General features: G+C 31.1%; 16 protein-coding genes. 3 read left to right on the forward strand and 13 right to left on the reverse strand.

All coding sequences use genetic code 11. From position 1 onward, the window contains the following. Positions 1 to 78 precede the first annotated feature (78 nt). From B6K90_RS03540 to B6K90_RS03560, 5 genes are all read right to left on the reverse strand, one after another. On the reverse strand, positions 79 to 1,449 hold the full coding sequence (locus B6K90_RS03540) for a PTS transporter subunit EIIC (RefSeq protein WP_088011254.1): 1,371 nt from the start codon (positions 1,447 to 1,449) through the stop codon (positions 79 to 81). 593 nt (positions 1,450 to 2,042) lie between these two features. Next, complete coding sequence (locus B6K90_RS03545) at positions 2,043 to 2,780, reverse strand: IclR family transcriptional regulator (protein ID WP_088011256.1); 738 nt, start codon at positions 2,778 to 2,780, stop codon at positions 2,043 to 2,045. A 244-nt stretch (positions 2,781 to 3,024) separates the two neighbouring features. Further along, positions 3,025 to 3,726, reverse strand: a complete 702-nt coding sequence (locus tag B6K90_RS03550; RefSeq protein ID WP_088011258.1) for an amino acid ABC transporter permease — start codon at positions 3,724 to 3,726, stop codon at positions 3,025 to 3,027. A 66-nt stretch (positions 3,727 to 3,792) separates the two neighbouring features. Continuing rightward, positions 3,793 to 4,575, reverse strand: coding sequence for an ABC transporter substrate-binding protein (locus B6K90_RS03555; protein WP_088011260.1), 783 nt, complete (start codon positions 4,573 to 4,575; stop codon positions 3,793 to 3,795). Between the two features lie 27 nt (positions 4,576 to 4,602). Next, the gene (locus B6K90_RS03560) at positions 4,603 to 5,325 is read right to left on the reverse strand and encodes an amino acid ABC transporter ATP-binding protein (protein WP_088011262.1); all 723 of its coding nucleotides are present in this window, start codon (positions 5,323 to 5,325) and stop codon (positions 4,603 to 4,605) included. Positions 5,326 to 5,544: 219 nt separating this feature from the next. Between B6K90_RS03560 and B6K90_RS03565 the strand changes: the two genes are divergently transcribed. Continuing rightward, on the forward strand, positions 5,545 to 6,927 hold the full coding sequence (locus B6K90_RS03565; protein WP_088011264.1) for a hypothetical protein: 1,383 nt from the start codon (positions 5,545 to 5,547) through the stop codon (positions 6,925 to 6,927). 736 nt (positions 6,928 to 7,663) lie between these two features. On the opposite strand, the gene B6K90_RS03575 is transcribed toward B6K90_RS03565, so the two are convergent. The 6 genes from B6K90_RS03575 to B6K90_RS03605 all read right to left on the reverse strand — a co-directional run bounded on the left by B6K90_RS03575 (position 7,664) and on the right by B6K90_RS03605 (position 13,601). Continuing rightward, positions 7,664 to 8,356, reverse strand: a complete 693-nt coding sequence (locus B6K90_RS03575) for a phosphodiester glycosidase family protein (RefSeq protein ID WP_088011269.1) — start codon at positions 8,354 to 8,356, stop codon at positions 7,664 to 7,666. Between the two features lie 266 nt (positions 8,357 to 8,622). After that, a complete protein-coding gene (locus B6K90_RS03580) occupies positions 8,623 to 9,078 on the reverse strand; it encodes a hypothetical protein (protein ID WP_088011271.1) in 456 nt (151 codons plus the stop codon). Positions 9,079 to 10,151: 1,073 nt separating this feature from the next. Further along, on the reverse strand, positions 10,152 to 10,538 hold the full coding sequence (locus B6K90_RS03585; RefSeq protein WP_088011273.1) for a hypothetical protein: 387 nt from the start codon (positions 10,536 to 10,538) through the stop codon (positions 10,152 to 10,154). Positions 10,539 to 11,449: 911 nt separating this feature from the next. Then, on the reverse strand, positions 11,450 to 12,403 hold the full coding sequence (locus B6K90_RS03595; protein ID WP_088011277.1) for a hypothetical protein: 954 nt from the start codon (positions 12,401 to 12,403) through the stop codon (positions 11,450 to 11,452). Further along, positions 12,396 to 13,013: an ATP-binding cassette domain-containing protein gene (locus B6K90_RS03600; RefSeq protein WP_088011279.1), complete on the reverse strand. Its 618-nt coding sequence runs from the start codon at positions 13,011 to 13,013 to the stop codon at positions 12,396 to 12,398. Before B6K90_RS03600 ends, B6K90_RS03595 begins: the two co-directional genes overlap by 8 nt. 57 nt (positions 13,014 to 13,070) lie before the next feature. Beyond that, positions 13,071 to 13,601, reverse strand: a complete 531-nt coding sequence (locus tag B6K90_RS03605; protein WP_088011281.1) for a hypothetical protein — start codon at positions 13,599 to 13,601, stop codon at positions 13,071 to 13,073. 1,807 nt (positions 13,602 to 15,408) lie between these two features. Between B6K90_RS03605 and B6K90_RS23555 the strand changes: the two genes are divergently transcribed. Beyond that, positions 15,409 to 15,579: a hypothetical protein gene (locus B6K90_RS23555; protein WP_167555261.1), complete on the forward strand. Its 171-nt coding sequence runs from the start codon at positions 15,409 to 15,411 to the stop codon at positions 15,577 to 15,579. Positions 15,580 to 16,064: 485 nt separating this feature from the next. Beyond that, the gene (locus tag B6K90_RS03615) at positions 16,065 to 16,982 is read left to right on the forward strand and encodes an LCP family protein (protein ID WP_088011285.1); all 918 of its coding nucleotides are present in this window, start codon (positions 16,065 to 16,067) and stop codon (positions 16,980 to 16,982) included. A 48-nt stretch (positions 16,983 to 17,030) separates the two neighbouring features. Here the strand turns inward: B6K90_RS03615 and B6K90_RS03620 are convergent, their stop codons facing one another. Together B6K90_RS03620 and B6K90_RS03625 are read right to left on the reverse strand one after the other, a co-directional pair. Continuing rightward, positions 17,031 to 17,939 (reverse strand): alpha/beta hydrolase, encoded by a 909-nt coding sequence (locus tag B6K90_RS03620; protein ID WP_088011287.1) that lies wholly within the window; start codon positions 17,937 to 17,939, stop codon positions 17,031 to 17,033. 2 nt (positions 17,940 to 17,941) lie between these two features. Next, complete coding sequence (locus B6K90_RS03625) at positions 17,942 to 19,243, reverse strand: MmgE/PrpD family protein (RefSeq protein WP_268875892.1); 1,302 nt, start codon at positions 19,241 to 19,243, stop codon at positions 17,942 to 17,944. Positions 19,244 to 19,271 lie beyond the last annotated feature (28 nt).

The following is a 19,271-nucleotide window of genomic DNA, read 5'->3' on the forward strand; positions in this document are numbered from 1 at the left end:
CATATCGGAAGGTGCAATAAATCCACAAATCGTTTTCTCAAAGCACCTTCCGACTAATACTTTTTCAGTTAGGTTCGATTACTTGAATTCAACAGCCATTTCATCTTTAAATCCGAATAAGTAAGTAAAAATAAAGCCAGCTACATAAGAGATAATAACTCCTGTTAAGTATAATAAAATCTGATTTGTATGAACTAAGAATGATAATGGAAGGCCTGAAACACCTACTGCGATCGTCGCGATATGGTAATGAGCCTGAAATGCTCCTCCGACTCCGGCACCTAAACATGCCGTCAAGAATGGGCGTCCTAGAGGGAGCGTTACACCAAAGATTAAAGGTTCACCGATTCCAAGCATTCCTGATGGTAATCCCCCACCAATTGCACGTTTTAAACTTTTTTTCTTCGTTTTAAAGTAAATTGCAAACGCTGCTCCGACTTGACCTGCTCCACCCATCGCAAGGATTGGAAGTAAAGGGTCATCCCCAATCGAGTTAATTAATTCAAGATGAACTGGTGTCAAACCTTGATGAAGCCCAGTAACTACTAGTGGAAGGAATGTTGCACCAAGCACGAATCCAGCTACAACTCCTCCATAATCAAGAACATTCAACAGGCCTTTTGTGATCGCATCCGATACAAAACCGCCAACAGGCATAAACACAATATAAGTAACAATACCAGTAATTAATAACGCAATAGTTGGTGTAAGAATGATATCAAGAGATTGCGGCACAAATTTTCTTACTTGCCTTTCAACAATCGCGATGAAAATTGCTGCAAATAAAACTCCAATTAACCCTCCGCGTCCAGGAAGAAGATTATGTCCAAACAAAGCGATATCTCCAACTGCAGGGTTAATGACGAGAATACCAGCCAATGCCCCAAGCGCAGGTGATCCGCCAAATTCCTTTGCTGCATTTGTTCCGACTAAAATTCCAAGATAAGCAAACAGACCCGATCCGATAACAGTTAAAATAATAGCTAATTTTGAATCTGCTGCAAGCCATTCTGCCTGAACAATTGCTTTTGTTATACCGGTTATTAATCCTGAAGCTACAAGGGCAGGAATCAACGGAATGAAAATACTTGCAATCCTACGTAAAAATAATTTAAACGGTTTTGCATTCTTTCGATCAATCTCTGATTTGTTTTTGGTAGCTACTTCTTTCAGATCAAAATCATCAGCAGCTTCTAGTAATTTATCAAACTCTGCTGAAACTTTATTAACAGCGCCAGGTCCAAGTATAATTTGAATCGTTTCTTCTTCAACAACTCCTAGTACCCCTTCTGTCTTTTTAATCGCCTCTATGTCAACTTTAGATCGATCATTCGGCGCTACACGTAGTCTTGTCATACAATGAGTGGATGTCGTTATATTATCCACTCCTCCCAAATGCTCTAGTAATTGCTCGGCAATTAATAAGTATTTGTTATTCCCCTTTGCCATCTTTACAACTCCTTTCAATGTAACTACTTGTTTAAACAGATCAAATCCTTACAACTGTCGGTGCTGATAGATTGATAGTTTTTTTAACAGATCGGCTCCTCCCTTCTTTAACAATAAAAGTACATACTTCAAATACCTTCATTTCAGACAAAATCTCTGAACAGTAATCTACTATAAAACCATCTCTGTTCTTCACTGAAAGAATTTCGAGGGTATTTGTCCTAATTTTAAACACATAAAAAAACATTTTTTCTTAATATTCAGTATATTTTAACATAAACAAAGTTTCAAACTTTATATTAAAGATTTTGAAATTTTATTTTAAATTTTACGCTAATTAAAGAGATTTTATGACTAGGTAGTAAAAGGAAAAGAATATTATTTCACTTCTAATCCTGAATATTAGTTAAGTCCAATAGTTTATTGACCAATTGATATTGTTATGATGGCCGAATCTTGTGCAAGAACAATTTCATACCTATAAAAAGCACAAAAAAAGAAGCTACAAATTATTAGCTTCATTAATCCACATCCCTATAAAAAATAGACGCATCCCATGTTAGTGGAGTGCGTCTATAAGAGAAATAAACGACCTATATTTTCCCTATTTTCTTTGATATTTCTTCTGCAGCTTTTAGTACTTCTTCTATTAATAATGGAACACGTTCCTCGGTAAAACGAAATCCTGGCACATTGACGCTTAAAGCAGCAAGTATTTTGTTGTTATATCCAGTAATAGGAGCTGCAATAGCCGCCGTATCCTCCGTTTTTTCACTTTGACTGATTGCATAGCCATTTTTTCTGATTTCAACTAGTTGCTGTTTGATCTTTGACATTGAATCAGGTGAAAGATTTAACTGATTTAGTACTTGTTCCATTTCGTACTCTTTCATATAAGCAAGAATCGTTTTATTGGGAGCACCAATATGTAGTGGAATTCTGATCCCTAGATTTTCAGCAATTCTAATTTTTAAAGGACTGTCAATTTTATCAATCACAATCCCATCTATACCGCTTGCTATATTTAAATAAATGCTTTCCTCTAAATGGTTCGCCAAACGCTCCATTACTGGTCTTGCAACTAGTCTGAAATCTATTTTATCCAATTGACGGAGACCAAGTTCCATCCATTTATATCCCAATTTGTAGTGCTTTGTTTCAGGTATTTGTACAACAAGTCCGTGTTTGATTAATGTGCTAAGTAATCGATGAAGCGTACTAAGAGGTAAAGATGTTTCTTCCGATAATTCGGTGATTTGCCATTCACTTTTGGATTCATCCGAATTTAGAATGTCAATAATAAGCATAGCTCGGTCAAATGATTGGACCATGTTCATAACTCCTATGACTCTTCACTTCTTATCTTATGGTGTCTGTTCAAAAAGTCAGGGAATTATCTCATTAAGGGGATTCCCCGCTCATTACGAATTGGTAGTATACGTTACGTTGCTTAAAAGATTCATTGACTGGAACATCTTTAGCCCATTTTGATTCCATTTCGAACTTGCACTTGAATAATTGTGAGAGTAATTTTTTAAATACATCTTACAAGTTTATTGTCTATTTTTTCAATTTTTATACCTTTATTGATTCCAATGATTCATTCGATTTATTTTTTCTCATTTTACGTTTTTTATGACGACTCACATCCAAGGAATCTTCAAGCTTTTTCACTCCATAAGAAATAATTAATACAAGCGCAAGATAATATAAACCTACTACTATATATGTATTCATTTGTTCAAAGTTCGAGGCAGCCTCACTTAGTCCTGCTCCCCATAAATCCTGCATCCCAACATATGCTACAAGTGAAGAATCTTTTAATCCGATGATAAACTGATTACCAAGAGCAGGAATCGCCATTTTAAATGCTTGAGGTAGCACGATTCTTCTCATTGCTAAAGGTTGGGACATTCCTAGTGAACGGGCAGCTTCCAATTGGCCTTTATCAATTGATTGAATCGATCCACGAAAGATTTCAGCAATATATGCTCCACTATGCACACCTAACGCCAATGCACCAGCCCAAAACTGCGAAAATGTAATAATATTAGAAAGTCCAAAATATAATATTGCGATCTGAACAATAAGCGGTGTCCCACGAATGACCGTTATATAGAGATTAGCAAAATAATTAAGTGCTTTAATCCGTGAGAGTCTGAAAAATGCAAATATAAGTCCGATTCCACTTCCCAAAATGGTAGAGACGATTGTTAATTTTAATGTTAATAAAGTTGCTACTAAAAATACATGAAATGTATTTAATAAGATATGCATGATGAACCTCACCTCTCATCTTGTCCTAAAAATCTTAGGCTCATAGTTTACTCTAGCATTCTATTATTATTTTTCTTCAAGAATATTGCGGCCAAACCACTTTTCACTAATTTTTTCGTAAGTTCCATCTTTAATAATTTCGTCTAAAGCTTTGTTAACTTTCTTCTGAAGTTCTTTATCATCTTTCCTTATAGCAATTGCTTGATTATCATGAGTTAGTGGTTGTCCTACGTCCTTAATCTTAGCCTTGCCTTCTTTAATTACCCTAAAGCCAACCATTTGATCCGTAATGACAGCATCTAGTCTACCAGTTGGAAGATCCATAATAGCCGTAAGGTCACTATCATAATCAACTACATTTTCTTTTCCAGTATATTTAATCGCTAAATCTTTATATGGACTTGCTTTTACTACGCCAATTTTCTTCCCTTTTAAATCCTCAGCAGATTTGATTTCCTTATTATTATCAGCGACAAAAATCTGAGAACCTGAAATATAATATGGGTTACTGAAATCAACCACTTTTAATCGTTCATCCGTGATCGTCATACTCCCCAAAATTGCATCATACTTATTGGATATTAATCCTTGTACAATTGTTTCCCATGGGTTTGTTACTGGTACAGCTTTCATTCCCATTTTATCTGAAAGTGCTTTACCAATTTCAACATCAAATCCAGTAAGCTTGCCATCTTCTTTAAAGTTAAATGGTTTATATAACCCACTCATCGCGTAATGAAATTCTTTTGAACTAGCTTGATTTCCGGTTTTATCTGCCCCACATGCACTTAGAAACATTGCCCCTGCCATCATTGAAGATAATAAAATACCATGCCATTTCTTTTTCATCTCTTATACCTCCCATAATTTTTAAAATTATAAAATACTATTAAGAAATTGTTTTGTTCTTTCATTTTGTGGATTTTCAAAAAACTGTTTAGGTGTAGCCTCTTCTAAAATTAGACCTTCTTCCATGAATAAAACTCGATCAGCTACACTGCGAGCAAAGCCCATTTCATGCGTAACTACGACCATTGTCATTCCTTCACTTGCTAACTGTTTCATCACTTGAAGAACCTCTCCTACCAGTTCAGGATCTAAGGCTGAAGTAGGTTCATCAAACAGCATTACCCTCGGGTTCATTGCAAGTGCACGCGCAATCGCAACCCTTTGTTTTTGTCCTCCTGATAACATATCTGGATATTCTTCAGCCTTATCTGTCAGTCCAACCTTCTCCAGCAAAACATAAGCAATCTCTTTTGCTTCACTCTTTTTCATTCCTTTAACATGAATAGGAGCTTCAATTATATTTTCTAAAACCGTTTTATGCGGGAAGAGATTGAAGTGTTGAAAAACCATCCCAACCTCTGACCGAATCTTATTCAAATCTGTTTTACTAGGTTGAACCAATTCACCATCAAAATAAATGTCTCCCGAATCATTGATTTCTAAAAAGTTTAAACATCTTAAAAGGGTACTCTTTCCTGATCCACTTGCTCCTAATAAAACAACCACTTCTTTTTCTTTAATCGTTAAATCAATTCCTTTTAATACTTGTAAAGGTCCAAATGATTTACTTACACTTTTGATCTTAATCATTATTCATTCAACCCTCCCATCGACTAAATAACTACACTTTTCCACAATGTGGAAACCATTTCTATTTTATTAAAATTATACACAATTCTGATTATTATGTCATTAAGTAATTTTCTTTCAATTTTTCAGAAGTCTATCTGTAAAATCTTACCAATCACCCTAAACTAGGCGAATGCATATATTGTTATCCAATATATGTAACGAAAGGGGGCTATTTCCATGCATGTCGATTTAACTGCCATACATTGGCTTTATGTAGCATTTATAGGTTTAATTATTTTATTTTTAATTCTAAGACGTGACACAAGCCTAGTCTGCCTCGCAGGAATTTTCCTTCTTGGCTTAGTTGCGACTGAGTCACTCTCTAGCTCAGTAAGTATTTTGTTTTCAAGTTTCATCTACGCTATAACCGAATTACTTTCTACAATTCTAGTAATCTCGATTATCGTTTCAATGAGTAAAGCTTTAACTGATAGTGGAGTGCATCAGGCACTCATCAGTCCGTTCACAAAGGTGATGCGAAACGCCACACTAGCCTATTGGACGATTGGTATTGTCATGATGGTTGTATCTTGGTTTTTCTGGCCTTCGCCTGCAGTAGCTTTAATTGGTGCGGTTTTACTTCCTGTTGCTTTAAGGGTTGGGTTACCGGCACTCGGAGTTGCGATGGCAATGAACTTATTCGGTCATGGTATTGCTCTTTCAAGTGATTACGTCATTCAAGGAGCTCCAAAACTAACAGCTGACGCAGCTGGTATACCGGTTTCAGATGTTTTACATGCAAGTATTCCACTTGTAATCGTAATGGGTGTCGTGACAACTGTAGTTGCTTTTTATTTCTTAAAACGAGATATGAAAAGAGGTCTATTAACAGTTGAACTACCCGAAGAAGAGACTAAAGCTGAGGATTATCTGCTTTCATCTACTCAACAAAAATGGATGGCCGCTCTTGTTTTCATTTTATTTGCAGTAGATATTTGGGCAATGGTTCATTTCAACTTACAAGGTGGAGATGCAACAGCATTAATCGGGGGTACTGCATTAATCATCCTTTCATTTCTATCCATGTTGGGGCATAAAAATAAAGGATTTGAAGAGGTAACAAATTATTTAATTCATGGATTCAAATTTGGGTTTAGAGTATTTGGTCCGGTTATACCAATTGCTGCTTTCTTCTATCTTGGGGATAGTGGATTTACGGCAATTATTGGAGATTACTTGCCAAAAGGATCACATGGAATTGTAAATGATTTAGGTTTTGCTCTAGCACATTCAGTACCTGTAAATCCTGGGGTTGCAGGAGTAACTTTAACTACCGTTGGGGCGATTACAGGTTTAGATGGATCTGGATTCTCTGGTATTTCACTTGCTGGATCTGTTGCTTCATTATTTGCTACGGCGATTGGCCATGGGGTTGCAACATTAACTGCTATGGGGCAGATTGCAGCGATTTGGGTTGGTGGTGGAACGTTGATTCCTTGGGCGTTGATTCCTGCTGCGGCGATTTGTAATGTTAGTCCGTTTGAGTTGGCTAGGCGGAATTTGTTGCCTGTTTTGATTGGGTTGGTTGTTACTACTGTTGTTGCGATTTTCTTAATATAACTGAATTGAAGTGTATTTAACTAACGAATCTTTATATTAATAGAAATAAAATAAAAAAAGCTACACATAAACTATCAAATAGTTTTCGACGTAGCTTTTTTATTATTTCGATTTTTATTTCACAAAAAATATAACTTTAGTAAACAATTTCCACTATTAAATCTAATATAATAAAAATACTCCTCGGATCAGATAGTATTACAAATTTAATCGGCATTGATAAACAATTTATTGTAATAAAAGAAAGGTAAGAATTATTTATGGACAATAGCAAAATAAAATCTATATCCTTTATTTTCATTTATTTACTATTAACTTCAATCTCTATGGCTATTCCTTTTTCAATTTTGATCCAACTAGAGACAAATCAGCCCGAAACAATAAATCTATCAGTTTTCGATAGCATTATTACAATTCCTTTTTACTTAACTTGTTTATTATTTCCATATACTTTATTAGTTAAAGTAGCATCTTATTTTCTTAAATTAATAATTAATAAGTTTGTTGAAATGAGAAGTAACTTGTTTGATGTAGTAATATTTATTACTCTTTTCATATTACCTATACTATTCTTGCCAAGAGTTCTAAATATAATTGTCAAAACAGAATTTAATTATTTAATAAATCCATATCTATTTATTCCTTTCATAGGAGCTTTAACAATGACTTTTTTAGAAAACAAAAAGTACAAAAATTTAAAATAAGTAATTTATTCTATCCTAGGTAATAGATATTTTTAATTCATATTTATTATCCTAATCATATTAAAAATATATCTCTTATCACCGTTTTTAGTAAATTCTTTACATTTCATAGATGTAGAGCCTGATCCATCCAAAACAATAGAGTTAGTTGTACTTAATCCTAAATGTTTAATATAATTTTTTAAGCTTGGAATTGTTTGTGGAATATCAGTAACTATTAAATAAGCATTGGAATTATCCCAAGCTAATACAGTTCGCGAAAGAGGTGCATGATATGCTTTTGCTCCCCATGCATCCAATGAATAATCATTTCCTCCAATAATTTGTGAATATGTTGGATACTTTGTGATAATATCTTTACTTTGTTTTGCATACATATAAGTCATTTTTTTCTTACCGCCTGAAGTATAAATCACTGCTGTTTTCCTAGAAATTGAATTTGAAGATGTTCCATTGTAATGATAATTCTTAGCAATTTTTTTCCCTTTTACTACTAAATTAACATTATTCTCTGTTCTATCCACACAAATTGAACGAGAGCTAGTAGGTGTATCTTTATAATTACTACTCGAAAAAAAGCCCCCGTTTATTCCAAAGTATGAAGTGTCTGCAAGTGGTCTACAGATCGTCTCAGTACAGATATTACTTATTTTAGTTTTAATTACATGAAGTGTTGGTCTCCCCATTATCATTAGTTCTTTTGAATACTTGTAATTTGTTGCCATACGTTCGATTCCTCCAAATTTTTTAACTTACATTTAGTAAGTAAATAAATTAAGTAGGAATCTATTAAAGTATTTGTGAAATTTCTATGACATCAAAATTCATTAATAGAAAATTAATTTAAGAAACAAATTTCACTGTTTGCTCCAAAATAAGTTTACCCTAATAATGCTCTTGACAACAGTTTGGACATATATAATAATTCTAAAGTCGCGATATCGGAGTTTCTAAAAAATATAGGTCTTAAATAAAAAAGTAGCTTTGTAGGCTACTTTTTTTGTTGAACTAAAACGATATTATTCTGCTTTTTAATAATCTTAAATTTTGAATTATTAGCTTCAAACATTTTACTTTTTACTAAATTAAAATCACCTTTTTTTCTAGGGAAATTAACATAAGAAACAATTTCTTTATCTTTAATAAAAACCATTAGATTAATTGTATCATCATAATTAATATTCGATTCAATTTTAACATTTGTTTTTAAATGCATTCTTCTAATTTCTTCTTTTAAGTCAGCATAGGGAGTAATTAAATAAAGCTGATCCCAATTTAATCCTTGAATATCATTTTTAAAATCAATTGTATCTTTAGAAATAATTATTGATGCTATTTTTTTTTTCAATTTGGTATCTTCTTTTATATCTGTTAGATGGTGTTTATAAAAAATTCCAATAGCTAATACAATTGCAACTAGAATAATTGAAACAAAAAGCTTTTTCATTTTTCCACTCCACTTTCACTTAGTCCATTAGTTCTCTTTCATCTCTCAGTATTTCATTTATAGACTATCAACCTCTACTTTTATAGATTATCATTAATTTAAGTTATTAAAGTTATTATTTGTTACAGAATTTGGAAAATATCATTTTAAATTCTTTCACCCATGTATACCAATACTCATAGAAACAAAAAAAGCCACCTTTACAGACTCAATCGTTTTTTCATAAAATTCTTAAAAGCAGTATGAGTATCTAACAAATTAAAAAACCAAGGAATAATTTTCGGTTCTTAAAATACAATAATCAGCTAACAAATTCCCGAAACTGTTGATAATATCTTTTTAATTTCACTGATTGTTCACATAAAATACTATTCCACACTTATATCTCTCCGAAATAATTAATGAAAGACAAAAATTTACGGTGCGATTGCTGCATTTTAAAGTGCAGGTAGTACTGCAATTTTTTATGGTTTAACTGGGGCATATTTTACTAATCTAGCATTAGATGTTGATCTTCGAAAAGCTGGAAATAATCGAGCATTTACATACAAGTGACATGGGCTCTAGTTTATTGGACTAAAAAACAATAGAGGTGACCGAATAAATGGAAAATGCCCCTGCTATAATTGTCTTATTGCTTAATATTATAATATTTATATTAATTCTAAGAGATATTAAAAATTATACATTAAAATTTACCTATATAAAATTTTTATTTGGATTTCTAGCAACTGTACTAATAATAAATACAATAATATTGATACTTAGCTAATGATGTAGGCTACAGAAATTTAGGACATATTCATGGAATAATTCTAAAACGGACTTCCAATTAGTGGTAAACCAACATTTTTAAATATATGTTCTAAAATATCTATTAGATATATTGTAATATTTATGTTTTTGTTAATAATCGTTATAAATCTTTCAATGTTTATTTTAGTGTAACTAATATTGTAAAAAGCACATGATTAAAATGTACTTTTTTAAATGAAAGGAATGAAATGAAAAAAATAAAGTCCTACTAATCAAGATAGTAGGACTTTACACAAGTCTATTAATTTGAGATATATTTACAAACTTAATAAATTTTTCTCTTTAATTAAATTCAAAATGAAATTGTTATCACTTAATCCTGTGGCAAAATTCCAATTTACATAAAAGTATATAACCTCATTATTTATTAATCTCAACTTTATCGGTTTCGCTGATTGTAAGAAGAAAAGTCTTGATTGAGTTGTGAATAATTTTGAACTAACAACTTTATCATTTTCCAATCTCAAATCAATGATGTCTTGCCAATTAATAGTTTTCCAACCTTTAAATTCAATTCCATCATCGTTAATAAATAATTCTCCTTGATGTGTAAGTAAGTTTTTTATATGAAGTCTAGTCATTAATGATAATTTCTTTTCTTTAATTTCAATATTAGTTGCTCCATGAAAGTTTAATTTTTTCATCCTCTCAACTCCTATTATTTAATTTAAATCTAAAATCTACAAATCATTTTACTCGATCAACTATTGATGGAACTTTATCCTCTTTTGACATATTTCCAACCATATTAATGATTCAATTAAAAGGATTTGATTACAAATAGGAAAAGTTTCTGGAAAATCAAAAGAAAAATATTTGCCGAGATTATCCCGACATTGAAATTTATTATGTCTTTAATTTTTAAACCCAAAAGAACAGAAAATAATAATGAAAAAATAATAGGTATAATATATCTATAATCTTGTACGGTAAAGAAAAATTGACTATTATATTCTATTAGAAGATATGTTATTAAAAATAAAATTTGATTAACTAAGAAGATCGTAAATAAAACTTTTTCTTGATTTGTATTATCATCAAAATTAAATGATGTAAATCTGTCTAAAATAAAGTTAAACAAAATTTTAATAAAATGAATACATATTAGCATGACAATAATTATAGCAAATACAGCTATTATTATATTTGATTGTGACCACTGAATATTATAAAAATCCTTAATTTCTATAAATAATAGAAATATAATCGCGAATAATAAAGAAAAATTCATAAAAAACATTGATTTTGAATTCATATTACTAACCTCTCAATGTGAGATATGCTACTTAATTTATAAACACAAAAGATTCGACCTTGAAAATTCTGTCCAAACCAGTTCGCATGTAGCCATTTCTAAATGCTCAAATGGTTCGTCCAAGAAAATATTCCAAGGATAGTCAGTAAATAAAGCTGAAATGATTACTTTTGCTTAGATAGATGAAGTCGAGTCATTAATGATAATTTCTTTTCTGCAATTTCAATATTAGTTGCCCCAAAAGATTAATTTTTTCATCCTCTCAACACCTTTAGTTTCTAAGATTTATTCAGTTCAATTTTAATAATACTTAGACCTCTTGTCTGAAATATAAACTACAAAAAGAGAGAAAAATATTAATATAGTAACCCAAATAAAAATATAGTACATCGGAAATTCATTTCCTGAATGTGTAGAAAATAACGTAGCTTTTGTATCAAAAATTTTGGGTACTGAATAAAGAATGATGTTTTTAATATCAAATTTCCCCATATTAGGAACTAAAAACATATATATAAACAGAATAGAAGAAGGTAAAATTTTACTGCGTGTGAGAACAGAAGCAAAATAGAATAATATAGAAAAAAATATATTTATTATTAATATAAATATAATTTGGGTCGGAATTTTATCGGCAAATGAAAAGGAAAAAATAGAATCATCTATATTTGGAACTGAAGGATCTATTCTCATAAAGAACCTAAATACTATCCATTGATTTATACTATGAACAATAGATATACCTAAAGTAGATAGTATGATGACCCCTAAGATAGAGACCATTTTATTGATATGGTATTTAACAATTGACTTGTTGATCAGTAAAACTTTCAAGGTTTTATATTTTATATCGCAATGTGCTACACAAATTGAGTACATGGAAAAAATAATTGGTAAAATGATCAAAGATATTGAAGAAAATAGTTGGTTGATTGAGTTTATTGGTTTTAAAGCTTTTAAAGAATATTGATAATTGAGATGTTCGTATTTTAAATAATTATCAACCACTTCTGTATTTGAATCCGGTCTCTTTAAATTTAACTTATCATTCAATGCGTCCTTTATATCTATATTGTCTCGCCGATAAACCTCTTCTATATGTTTATAATTTTGAAGAGTACTTTTAGTAAGCAAAAATTGAGAATTTACAACAAATGCGGATAAAAGAAGTAGCGCTAAAACTAGGATGATAAAGTATTTTGCTTTATATTGGTAATAATATTCTAAACTTATTTCCTTTATAAAATTAGTCATCTATCCTCTCCGAATCTATCAAAATAATTTGTTGATTTTCTAATAAAAAATAATTATCAGCAATTTCCTTATAAAAATGTATCTCATGGCCACTTAAAATTACTATAGAGGTCTTTTTAAAATCTAATAATAAAGATTTTAGTAATTTCTTGTTTTTTAAATCTAGTCCATTTGTCACTTCATCTAAAATTAAATAATTTGGGCTTAAAAGTTTAATTAGTAATAGTCCTACTAACTTTTTTTGACCTAGTGAATAGTTCTTTACTTTCGTATGGTAAAATTGTTCAGTATTTCCAAATAATTCGGATGCCACATCTAATATCTTCTTTTTTAAAAATCTCTTCTCCGTAAATAGTACAACGTTCTCGTAACCAGTTAAATTTTGATACAAAGGAAGATCATCATATAAACAGAAAAGTGTTTTAGGATCACCAAAATATATTTCACCGTAAAATTTTTCTAATCCAAGTAAACACTTAAAGAATGTTGTTTTTCCTGAACCGTTTTCTCCAACCAAATAATATATACCTGGAGCTATGATATTTAGATTAACATCTTTTAAAATTACCTTTTTCCCATATCTCTTTGTTAAACTTTTAACTTTCAACATCCTTTCACATCCTTAAAAAAAAACGACTTAATTAGCTTAAGCCGTCTCTAGAATGACTTAATTCCACTTATCTTTACCATCTTTATAGACAGCATAGTAATCAGTAACATCTTTACTAAATAAACTTACATCTCCCCATGGAGAAACTGACCCAATACTGATAGTTTTTTTCCCCTTCCATTCATGTACACTAGCAGACTTATAATATACTTTCATTCCTTTAGCTTTAACTAGGTTTGGAAATACCCATCCTACCTCTTGCCATCCGCTACTTGAAGTAACTTTACTCCCATTAAATGTAAAGTTAATATAATCTTTTGACCACGCAAAGGTACCACCACGTTTGTACATTACAGTTCTTTTTCCAGTAGTCGCGCGTGTCAATGGGTTAAGTGAAGTATCATCGTTATCTCGTATAATAACTTTGTTGTTTTCAAAATCTTGAAGCTGCTCTTCTGTTGTAGGATCTAACTTTGATACTGTAGCAACTTCCTGTTTTTCTTCTGCAAAACCTGAATTTGGTACTGTAACTAATACTAACAAGTACGAAAAAGCGATAACCAAAGCAAATTTAAATATTTTTTTCATAATGTTCTCCTCCTAACTATAAATTGTGATAACTATCACATATATGCTATTTTTTAAAACTCACATTAACGTATTAATGGAAGATAACTATTCTTTGTGATTATTTAACATAATCACCTCCACAAATAATATTTTTCTGTTATTAATGTTTTTACATAGATATTATCTTCTAGATTTTAGTAAACGTTTACGAAATCATCTTAACATTTTAAAAGGTAAATTTTACTAAATTCCAGTGTCATTTTTGTGAACAATTTCACACTTTTTTCTACAGTTGCCTTTAATCCCATTGAAACCCCATAAAATTTAACAACTATGTTTCTATTAACATGCATTATTCCTATATTTTTTTGAAAAACAATTTAATCTTCACAAAGGTACTTTTAAAAGTAAAAATTTGTAACGTTTTACTAAAATATTCATAAAAATTCCACTGAATTCATTCCCAAGATTACTATAATTAAAGACATTATATATTTCATAAAGAGGTAATCGATTTGATAGGGTTCTCTAATAAATTGCAATCGCATCATCTATCGTATTTTATCTTTTATCATTAATACTAATCTCGTTTAATGATTAATTTTGATGAATTAAACTGTTCTATATTACTCTATCCTTATATTTAAGTGTAATTATTGGACTTTTATACAGTATTTATAAAATATAAAATAGTTTAACCTTATTATTTATAACCATTTTGACGTAGTTACTTGATAAATTTCAGGTTAAGTTTATCAATAATTAATGATTCAAATTCCGTATTTTTTTCTCATTATTGAAACAAATTAAATAGATAATCTAAGTTATAATAAAAGAGAAAACTAAAAAAGGAGTAATTGAAGAATATGGATGAGAATGTTTTTCTAAAGGATGAGAAAGCTTTTCCTTTATATAGAATACTATCTATTTCATCGGGGATGCAGTCTTTATTTATTATGTTAAATGGACGTTTTATGATAGAAAGTATCGTGAATGTAGTTGTATCATGTTTATTTTTATTAAGTTACATAATTATTTTTATAATAATGCCTAAAACTAAACGAAATTATCAATATATTATTTTAAGTTTTCTATTATTTGTATGTGTATCAATATTTATTAGTAAGTGAATAGCGGAGGTCAGCATTGAATAATTTGATGCTAACCTCCGCTATTTTAAATTGTTTCAGTCTTAGTTAGGTATGATTTACTTTTCTTATTGAACATTAATTGACCTGTAAATAAAACTAGTAAATGAAAGGTAAATAATAATAATATTTTTCCGTTATTCATCTTTAAGCTTAATTATTTCCTAGTGAATCGGCTAAGTTGATATGATCCATTAATAGAAAGAAATGTGTTTGAAATAGGTTTACTTATAACTTCATTAGTTGGGCATGATTTACTTTTCTTATTGAACATTAATGGTCCTGTTAATAATAAAACTAGTAAAAAGGTTGGTAAAAAAATAAATAATATTTCTCTGTTATTCATGTTTCGAACTTAATTATCTCCTAGTATTTTTAGTAAACGTTTACGTAATTATCTTAGCATCTAGTAAGGTAAAATACTAAAACTCCTTGTCATATTTGTGAATATTTTCACAATAAAAAGTTACTTCATGACTAAATGAAATAGAAAAATAACTATTCCTCCATTATCTGGTATCTTCGTCATTCAAGAAACTCCTTTTTAGAAGAATTAAAGTAACGTCTATATAATGGCATTCAATTTTTCCGTTAACTTCACATAGTGTTCGATTATTCCCATAATATACCTTTTGAAATATGATAAGCTTAAAGAAAATACTTTAAGGAGCTGGATTATGTTTAAATCAGCAGTAATAATTAGTTTTCTTATAGTAGTTATACTAAGTACCTATTTTCTAATGCAAAGAGAGTGGCAAAGTGCTATAACAATTTGGACTATTTATGGTGGTATTTTATCTATTGCAGTTTACTTTTCTTTTTATCAAAAAAAGAAAAAAGTAAACTAATATCTATTCACCAATAAACATACCAATACTTGTTGGTACTGTAGATTCACCCATTATAAAATTTAATCGACTCAATAGTTTTGACTCTGTAGGTTCTTCTATCACTAGACGAGCCTTTGTTTTTTAGGAAATTTATAATTAAAAATATTAGCCCTCTTCCATTAAACCTTTTAGCAATAAAGGTTTATAAATAGCTTCCATTTCTTCGTTTAGTAATATACACAATTAGAAAACTCTATGAAAATTTAACTAATATGATTTCTATTAACATGTATTATTCTGATATTATTATTGAAAACTATTTAATCTTCACAAGGTATTTCTAAAAGTAAAAATTTGAAACGTTTTACTAAAACATTCACAAAAATTCTACTGAATTCATTCCCGTGATTACTATAATTAAAAACATTAAAAAATATTACATTAAGGGGTGATCGATTTTTTACTAAACTTTAATGAAAGGAACTGTAAGGAAACGGAGAACTATGAATAGAAACCTTAAGAAAAACAAGAAAAGTCTACTATTAAAGGCAATTTTAATCCTAGTAATTCTACTATCAGGTACACTATGTTATGGATTCTATCAATATTATAAAGGAATTCAATTAGGTGAAGAAAACACTAATAAACAAACAATAAAATTTAATTCTAAAAAAATAACTAATAAAACTAACATCCTATTATTAGGAGAAGATGCTCGCAAAAAAGGAGAAAGCTCTCGAACTGATTCAATTATGATCTTACAATACAATAAAAAACACGAAACAAAGTTAGTTTCGATTATGAGGGATAGTTATGTTCCGATTCCGGGATATGGAAAACATAAGATTAACGCAGCTTATTCTTTTGGAGGGGTTGAACTTCTACGACAAACAATTCAACAAAATTTTGGAATCGAAATTGAATATTATGCAATAATTGATTTCAAAGGTTTTGAAGAAATGATTGATGAAATTGCCCCAAAAGGAGTAACAATTAATGTAGAAAAACCAATGAAAAGTCATATCGGAGTTAGTCTTCAACCCGGGGTTCAACAATTAAATGGAAAAGAACTCTTAGGTTATGCAAGATTCAGACATGATGCTAGAGGTGATTTCGATCGTGTTGTTAGACAACAAAAAGTAATGGAAGCTATTAAGTCCCAAGTACTTACTTTTAAAGGAATTGCAAGTTTACCTAAAACATTGGGTATTGTCCAACCTTATATTCAAACCAACATGTCTACAATAGACATATTAAAAATAGCGTCTGATTACATAGTTAAAGGTAAGGATAAAGATGTAGAAACATTTCGAATTCCTGTAGATGGTGCATTTACACCAAAAAGATATGAAAAAGCCGGTGAAGTATTAGAACTAGATGATGAAAAAAACAAAGAGGCATTGCAGTTATTTTTAAATTAACAAAAGGACGCAAAATGCGTCCTTTTAAATAGTCCTTCTATTAAACTATTATCTTACTGTCTCCAATTTAGTATAACTCAAATTCTTCCCAAAAAATCCCTTAAGCTCCCCAACCAATTCCTGGAACACCGGATGCTCATGATACATAAAATCATTATGCTTACCATCAATAATATACAGCTCTTTAGGCTCCGCTGCCGCCTCAAAAAACTGAACCGACTCATCAACTGGATGCAAAAGATTATCCTTACCATGCGCCACAAACAATGGACACTCAATATCCTGCGCAATCTTCTCCGCATTCATATTAATAATCGAGTCCGTAAACTGCAACTGAGTCAACTTACCAAACGGTGATAAAATAGCAAGCTCTTTCTGAACATAATCATTAGTCGCCTCATCCAATGGATAATGAATAAATGGATCCTCATATTTCGAACTTCCAGTCGTTACACGAAGAACACGATCCGCTTCAACTGTCTTCTTAATATCCACCCACTCAACATAAGAATGAATTGATTTTAACCATCTTTCACCATTAAAGAAACCATTTAAAGCAGCAACCGACTTAACTCGATCATCTGATGCTGCAACACGTACAACGTTAGAAGCACCCATACCCCATCCAATTAATCCAATGTTTTCAGGATCAACTTCTTCTTGGATTGATAAGAATGTAATCGCATTTTTAATATCCTGTACTTGCTCATCTAAAATAACTCGTCCTGGAGTTCCTTCACTTTTTGCGAATCCACGGTAGTCAAATCCAAGGCAAACATACCCAGCTTCAGTCATGTTACGAGCAAATAATCGTGGATAGAATTCGTTAAAGCCATTGTATCCAGAGTTAGGAATGATCGCCGGTCTCTTTTCTCCTGGTTGGTAATCATCTGGTAAGTAAATCGTTCCATCTAATTTAAACCCTTCACTATAAAAACTAATTTGACGTTCTTTCATTATTAAATCCCTCCGATTTTTATTCGTTCGCTTAATTCGCGAATGCTTTTTAGATTTTCGATTGTTTGAATACATTGATACAATTCTTCACATTGTTTATTTCCTAAAATAGGGGCTACAAGACTAGTAAACTTTTGCTTTTTTTCATCAGCAGTTAATGGTTGATCATAGTCACCTCTTGCTTGATGAATCCCAGAAAAATAATGATTTCCTTCAGTATCTACAATTTCAACATGACTAAGTGCCTTTTTAGGAAATTCATTATTTAGCTCGTCATTTACATAAACCTCAATCTTCTCCATCAATCTAGCAATCTCTGGATTTTCTAATTCATTCATTACTTGATTTGGTCCAACTTCACCCGAATATAGATACGCAGCAATTGGAAAGGTTAAATTATATTGTGCTTCTTCTGTATTCTTTGGCATGCTTCTATTTAATCTAGCTGACTCTGTAAAGGTAAAAACGTTTATTTTATGAATCTTGTCTATGCTTACATCATACTTTTCTACTATTTCCTTCATAGCTTCGATCCCTGGTTGTGCCCATCTACAGCAAGCATAAGGTTTAAAATACAGTTCTTCTATTTTATAGTTTGAGCCACTGTCAGATAAAAATGGAATCGCTTCTTTCATTTCAAACAGAGATGGAATTCCAGTAAATCCTTCTTTTGCCAAGTAAGCTGCACCAGTTCCCGTCATACTTCCCCAGCCAATCGCATCCTTCAACATGGAGGGCGTTTCAATACAGCGCATCATCGGTGAGTAAGTAGATTGATATTCAGCTATACCGAGAGCATGTTTCATCTCATCTGCATTTAAACCAATTACTCTACTTACCCCAACTGCTGCACCAACCGCTCCCCACGATCCGGTACAATGGTATTCTGGACGAAGCTGATGGACAAGAATTCCAGCTCTAATCGCTACTTCATAGGCAACCAAAAGAGAAGACATAAATTCTTCACCCGAACGATTGTATTCTTCTGCAGCTGCAAACACTGCTGGAAAAACGATCGCACCGGGATGTCCTTTTGTTAGGCGATGGCCATCGTCCATGTCTAGTGCATTTGCAGCTGTTGCATTGACTAGAGCTGCTCCAGTTACACTTAATTTCAAATGGCTCATGAAGATGGAGCAACTGCCTTTTCCATACTGAGTTTCGGAAAATCTTTTGACCATTTCAAAGACTTGTGTTGTAGTTCCAGCAATTGTACATGCAATACTATCTGCCAATGCTTCTTTTAATGCCATCTTGGTTTTCGTAGGAACCATAGAATACGATTCCTTCATGATAAAATCCACCAAATTCTCAGAAGTAATTAGCAACGAA

The organism is Gottfriedia acidiceleris, assembly GCF_002128425.1.
Taxonomy (GTDB): domain Bacteria; phylum Bacillota; class Bacilli; order Bacillales; family Bacillaceae_G; genus Gottfriedia; species Gottfriedia acidiceleris.

Excerpts from the sequence above, each read along its gene's own strand:
- B6K90_RS23555 (WP_167555261.1), top strand. The coding sequence starts at position 15,409 with ATGTTTAAATCAGCAGTAATAATTAGTTTTCTTATAGTAGTTATACTA.
- B6K90_RS03585 (WP_088011273.1), bottom strand. The coding sequence starts at position 10,538 with ATGAAAAAATTAAACTTTCATGGAGCAACTAATATTGAAATTAAAGAA.
- B6K90_RS03620 (WP_088011287.1), bottom strand. The coding sequence starts at position 17,939 with ATGAAAGAACGTCAAATTAGTTTTTATAGTGAAGGGTTTAAATTAGAT.
- B6K90_RS03615 (WP_088011285.1), top strand. The coding sequence starts at position 16,065 with ATGAATAGAAACCTTAAGAAAAACAAGAAAAGTCTACTATTAAAGGCA.
- B6K90_RS03560 (WP_088011262.1), bottom strand. The coding sequence starts at position 5,325 with ATGATTAAGATCAAAAGTGTAAGTAAATCATTTGGACCTTTACAAGTA.
- B6K90_RS03575 (WP_088011269.1), bottom strand. The coding sequence starts at position 8,356 with ATGGCAACAAATTACAAGTATTCAAAAGAACTAATGATAATGGGGAGA.
- B6K90_RS03600 (WP_088011279.1), bottom strand. The coding sequence starts at position 13,013 with ATGTTGAAAGTTAAAAGTTTAACAAAGAGATATGGGAAAAAGGTAATT.
- B6K90_RS03550 (WP_088011258.1), bottom strand. The coding sequence starts at position 3,726 with ATGCATATCTTATTAAATACATTTCATGTATTTTTAGTAGCAACTTTA.
- B6K90_RS03555 (WP_088011260.1), bottom strand. The coding sequence starts at position 4,575 with ATGAAAAAGAAATGGCATGGTATTTTATTATCTTCAATGATGGCAGGG.
- B6K90_RS03580 (WP_088011271.1), bottom strand. The coding sequence starts at position 9,078 with ATGAAAAAGCTTTTTGTTTCAATTATTCTAGTTGCAATTGTATTAGCT.
- B6K90_RS03545 (WP_088011256.1), bottom strand. The coding sequence starts at position 2,780 with ATGGTCCAATCATTTGACCGAGCTATGCTTATTATTGACATTCTAAAT.
- B6K90_RS03605 (WP_088011281.1), bottom strand. The coding sequence starts at position 13,601 with ATGAAAAAAATATTTAAATTTGCTTTGGTTATCGCTTTTTCGTACTTG.
- B6K90_RS03540 (WP_088011254.1), bottom strand. The coding sequence starts at position 1,449 with ATGGCAAAGGGGAATAACAAATACTTATTAATTGCCGAGCAATTACTA.
- B6K90_RS03565 (WP_088011264.1), top strand. The coding sequence starts at position 5,545 with ATGCATGTCGATTTAACTGCCATACATTGGCTTTATGTAGCATTTATA.
- B6K90_RS03595 (WP_088011277.1), bottom strand. The coding sequence starts at position 12,403 with ATGACTAATTTTATAAAGGAAATAAGTTTAGAATATTATTACCAATAT.